Source organism: Streptomonospora sediminis (genome assembly GCF_054778995.1).
Genome location: NZ_BAAGYZ010000008.1, coordinates 1 through 4,513 on the forward strand (window position 1 = coordinate 1; position 4,513 = coordinate 4,513).

Consider the following 4,513-nt stretch of genomic DNA (forward strand, 5'->3'; position numbering starts at 1 on the left):
CAACCTCACCGACCAGATCATCCACAACCCCGACATCAACAACGCCTTCTTCGGCAACGGCACCCACAACAGCACCGCGCACACGCCCCAGCACAACACCCCCGCCCAACACAACGACCCACCCATCGACTTCGGCCAAAAACACCCCGACCGGCCCCACACCGCACCCACCGCCGCCACCACCGAACTCACCACCGCCGGCAACGACCCCGCACCCGCCCCCGGACCCCGCGACCTGCACACCACCAACCCCAACAACCCCGACCCCGCAGCAGACAACGACCCCGACCTCACCACCGACTTCAGCAACGCACCCAACACACCCCGCAACACCACCGCACCACCCCCCACCACCGCACCGTCTCCTGCCTCCGGCCCCACCACCGCAGGACCGACCATCAACACCGCCGCCACCGGCAGCGGCAGCGGCAGCGGCAACAACTCCGGCGGCAACTACACCGGCTACGGCTACTCCGCCCCCGAGACCTCCGAGTACACCGCCTACTCCGGACCCGCCCCCTCCGACTTCGACGCCGCCGCCTTCGCCGCAGCCCAACCCGGCTACTTCGGAACCGGCGGGTACGACTCCCCCTCCGGCACCAACTACCCGCCACCCCAATACAGCGCCCCGCCCCCGACCGTTCCGCCGCACGAAAGAGCAGCGCCGCCCGACGAGCGCACCGTTGAGCAACGCATCGCCCACGCCCAACAGGCAATCTCCGACGGCGCGGTGACATTCACAAACACCAGAGCCGCCACAGATTACGGGGCGGGAATATGGAACGACTATGCACAACGCCTCAACATCAACGAACGCAATGCGCTCTCGAGCTACAGCAGATCCAACGGCAGCCTGACCTACCAGGTCATTAACAGCCAACTCCGCAGCGGCCGGCTCAACCCCGCCGTCTCCCACAACGTGGCCAACATCGACACGGCCCTGGCCGGGCGCCCGACCCCCCACACCATCGTGGTCAAACGGGGCATGAACCTCGACCACATCGGCATGCATCCCTCCCAAATGCCGCACGCGCCCTACGGATTCACCGACCAGGCATACATGTCGACATCGCTGCACCGGCTCCCCGGTATGGCCATGACCAAAGACGCGATCCTGGAACTGCGCGTACCGGCGAACACTCCGGCCATGTGGATGGAAACCGTCGCCGAAGCCGGCAACACCGAACGCGAACTCCTCCTGGGCCGTAACCTGACCTACCACGTGTTCGAGGCCGTCCACGACGGGCGGCGATGGCGACTCTTCGGCGAAGTCGTGCCCCAAGCGCCGGGAGGAACCACCGCGGACTTCACCGGTTACGGCCAACCGGTGGACACCGGCTCCAGCAGCGGCCACGGGTACGGGTACGGGACCACCCCCCGCGGCGGCTATCCCAGCGGTGGCCCCGGCCCCTACGACCCGGGCGGCTATGACGCAGGCAGCTACGCTCCCTCCTATCCGGGCGGCTACGGCGCCGGCCGCTCGTACTCAACCGGTCCGCAACCAGTACCCGTCTCCGCCGACGGAAGCACTCGCGTACCCAACGGCCTCCCCCATACCTCCGAGGACACCGACGACTCCCCCACTGACGCCCCACCCGCCTACACCGACGGCACCAACGCCCCTGTCGACACCCCCGCCGACCCCCCACCCTCCTACGACCACCACCACAACGACACGCTCCTCGAAACAGCCAACGAACCCACCACACACGACATCACCGTCAAAACCCCCGCCACCAAAACCGAGGTCCGCAACCTCACCGACCAGATCATCCACAACCCCGACATCAACAACGCCTTCTTCGGCAACGGCAACCACAACACCCCCCAGCCCACCCCCCAACACAACGACCCACCCATCGACTTCGACCAAAAACACCCCGACCGGCCCCACACCGCACCCACCGCCACCACCACCGAACTCACCGCCGACGCAGCCGCTTCCGAAACCTCCCCCGACCCCCGCGACCTGCACACCACCAACCCCAACAACCCCGACCCCGACCCCGCGGCAGACAACGACCCCACCAACGACCTCACCACCGACTTCAGTAACGCGCTCAACACACCCCGCAGCAACACCGCACCACCCCCGACCACGGCACCCACCGCCTCCGGCCCCACCACCACAGGACCCACCACCAACACCGCCGCCACCGGCACCGGAACCGGAACCGGAACCAACAACACCGGTACCGGTAGCGGAACCAACAACACCGGCAACAGTGGCGGCCGCAGTGGCAACAACAACACCCGCAGCACCCCCAGCGCCGCACCCACCAGCACCAATCCCGCACCCGGCACCGATCACCAACCCGCCACCGAGCCAACCGGAACCACCCGCACCACCAGCGAACCATTCGGCGAGGTCCTGCCCCAGGCCCCCAACCCAAACACCAACCGAACCGAAACAACCCCAACCGACCAGCAACCCACGGACGATCACCCCGAACACACACCGCCCAAGACATCCACGGTGCCGCCCGACTCCGACCCCTCTCAACACCTGACTCCGGCACGCAGCAACACCGTGATCACAGCATCGTTCCGTAGGCACAGTTCAAGGATCACCACCGCCGACCGCGCCCAAATCACCGCGCGCGCCGTCGACGTGGTCAACCAGGCCTACCAAGCACTTCTGGAGAACAAACCCCTGCCCCGCGCCCAAGCCCTCGGCCGAGGCGCCCGCGCAGGCACCTCTTCCACGGCCGGCGACCGCAGAAATGCCCTCAACGACGCCTTCAAGCACGACGTGCGCAAGCAACAGATCACCGACGTCGGAATCAGGCCCAGCGACCTGTTCTCCACACCCCTGCCCCTCGAATCGGGCCCGGACCTAACCCCCAGCGAAAACCGCTCCGCTGAGATCCGACTTGCCCCACCCCCCGAACCCCAAGTGGTCATGGGCACCCAAACCGACAACGCCCAACCCGTGCCCCGCGAACTGCACATGGCCTGGTTCCACGGCAAAATGCCCAGCGCCAGCGCACAGAACATGCGCGACTGGGTCAACCGTGCAGCAACTGCCGGATGGACCGTACGGCTCTGGACCGACCCCTCCGCCGCACAGCGCAACGCCGACCTGCTCTCGGATCTGTCCCGCATAACGGGCCCCGACAACCGCCCCGTCCTCCAGCACTCCACCAACCCGGCCGACGACCTGGGCATCGACGGCGACGCCCGCGATCTTTACGACTACTCCACCGACCGCGAACTGTGGCCGATGCAGTCCGACATCGTGCGCTATCACGCACTCGCCCAATTCGGCGGATTGTATGCCGACCCCGACATCGGCCCGGGAACCATCGACCTGACGCGCCCTCTCCCACCAATGGACACCGACAGCGCCCCGGTGCTCGCCCCGCTCATCCGCGACGAGCAGACCCTGGGAGAAATCAACCGGGAACTGTCCCTACTGCAAGAGCGCACCGGAGCCGACCCCGAACGCTTGCCCACACCCGCACAGCACCAATGGCGCAAGGGCCTGTTCGGCAACCACCTCATCATCGCCCCCAAGAACTCGGCCTTCCTCCACAACCTGATCTCCACGATCTCGCGTGAGGAACACCTGCTGACGGGAGACCGGACCCCCGTCTCCTCCCTGGACGGCGACGATAAGAAATTCGCGAAAGCAATCCCCGCACGGGTCACCGGCCCCATGCGAGTCAGCCCGGAACTCGAAAAACATATCGCGGCGCAATCCGGGAACGCATCCCGCAACCAGCGCGCATGGCGCACAGGCGAATGGAAAATCGCCCCGGAATACACCGACTACCTCTCCGGAGTCGAGTGGGTCACCGCTGATAGCAGCGATTTCGACAAGCGTCCAAGCACCTCCACCCGCGACGATTCCAACGAACACGGGTCCAACGACGACGGGGCCCCAGGACCTTCGGGCACGGACCGTTCCGGCCGTGGCGGCTTCCCCCGTCCTCCTGCGGATTCACCTGCCGATCGCGGTCAGGACACCGACGGAGACGGGACCCGCGGTCCAGGAAACGGCGCGACCAGCGGCAACACGCGCCACAACGGCGAAGTCTCCGAATCCAACACCGCCGAGGACCAGGGCGCCACCGACGAATTCGGCGGCCTCTACGACGACGTCCCCACCACCGCGCCCGAACGGCCCCGCACCACCGACCCCAACGACCCCTGGGCCGGCAACCCCCCGACCACACCCGACCTCAGCGCCCTCATCGACCCCAAAGGCGGCAAACACCAGCAGCAACCCAGCGTCCTCGACCAAATCCTCGCCGAACTCGACGACCACCGCCCCACACTCAACGACCTCGTCCCACCCACCCAAGTCCACGTCAACCTCGCCGACCGCATCCACTACACCAACCCACCCAACAACTACGACGACGGCGACTACTCCTACGAGGGCTACGACCAAAGCACCCAGCCCCCGTACGCCCAAACCCAGTACGAGCCAGTCCAGTACGCCCAGTACCCCGCCTCTTCCCAGGACGTCGACTACACCGCCTACGCCGCAGCCGCCCCCGGCTTCTAC

Annotated in this window: 1 protein-coding gene; it reads left to right on the forward strand. The window is 66.7% G+C overall.

Annotated features, from left to right (window positions below; all coding sequences use genetic code 11):
- Positions 1-4,513 (forward strand): ADP-ribosyltransferase (locus tag ACYVD5_RS02990; protein ID WP_460999316.1); only part of this gene is annotated, 4,513 nt, incomplete at both ends.